Source organism: Halalkalibacter lacteus (assembly GCF_036663595.1).
GTDB classification, from domain to species: Bacteria; Bacillota; Bacilli; order Bacillales; family Bacillaceae_D; genus Halalkalibacter; species Halalkalibacter lacteus.
On the sequence record NZ_JAWRVL010000337.1, the window covers coordinates 1 to 252 of the forward strand.

Annotated in this window: 1 pseudogene; it reads right to left on the reverse strand. The window is 57.5% G+C overall.

Annotation, left to right across the window (positions count from 1 at the left end):
• Positions 1-252 (reverse strand): annotated as a pseudogene (locus tag SAZ04_RS22565) (FdhF/YdeP family oxidoreductase); the annotation flags it as partial.

Here is a 252-nt window from a genome sequence, read left to right on the forward strand (position 1 = left end):
CTCCCAGTCGGTTTGCGCAATGTCCGCAGCAAACGCCTCAATGCCCTGGGTGTGTTCAGCAATAAAGGCGCGATCGAGCACGTTTCCGCGTTCGTTCTCCATCTCCAGCAGGTGTTTTGCGATCCCTTTTAACGCAGCGGCATCGCCCCCGGCTTTCACCTGGAAATAGGTGGAGGCGATATCGGTAGAGCTGTAGGTTGCCATCTCAATAACGCTTTGCGGATCCGCGAAACGTTCCAGCGCGCGCTCGCG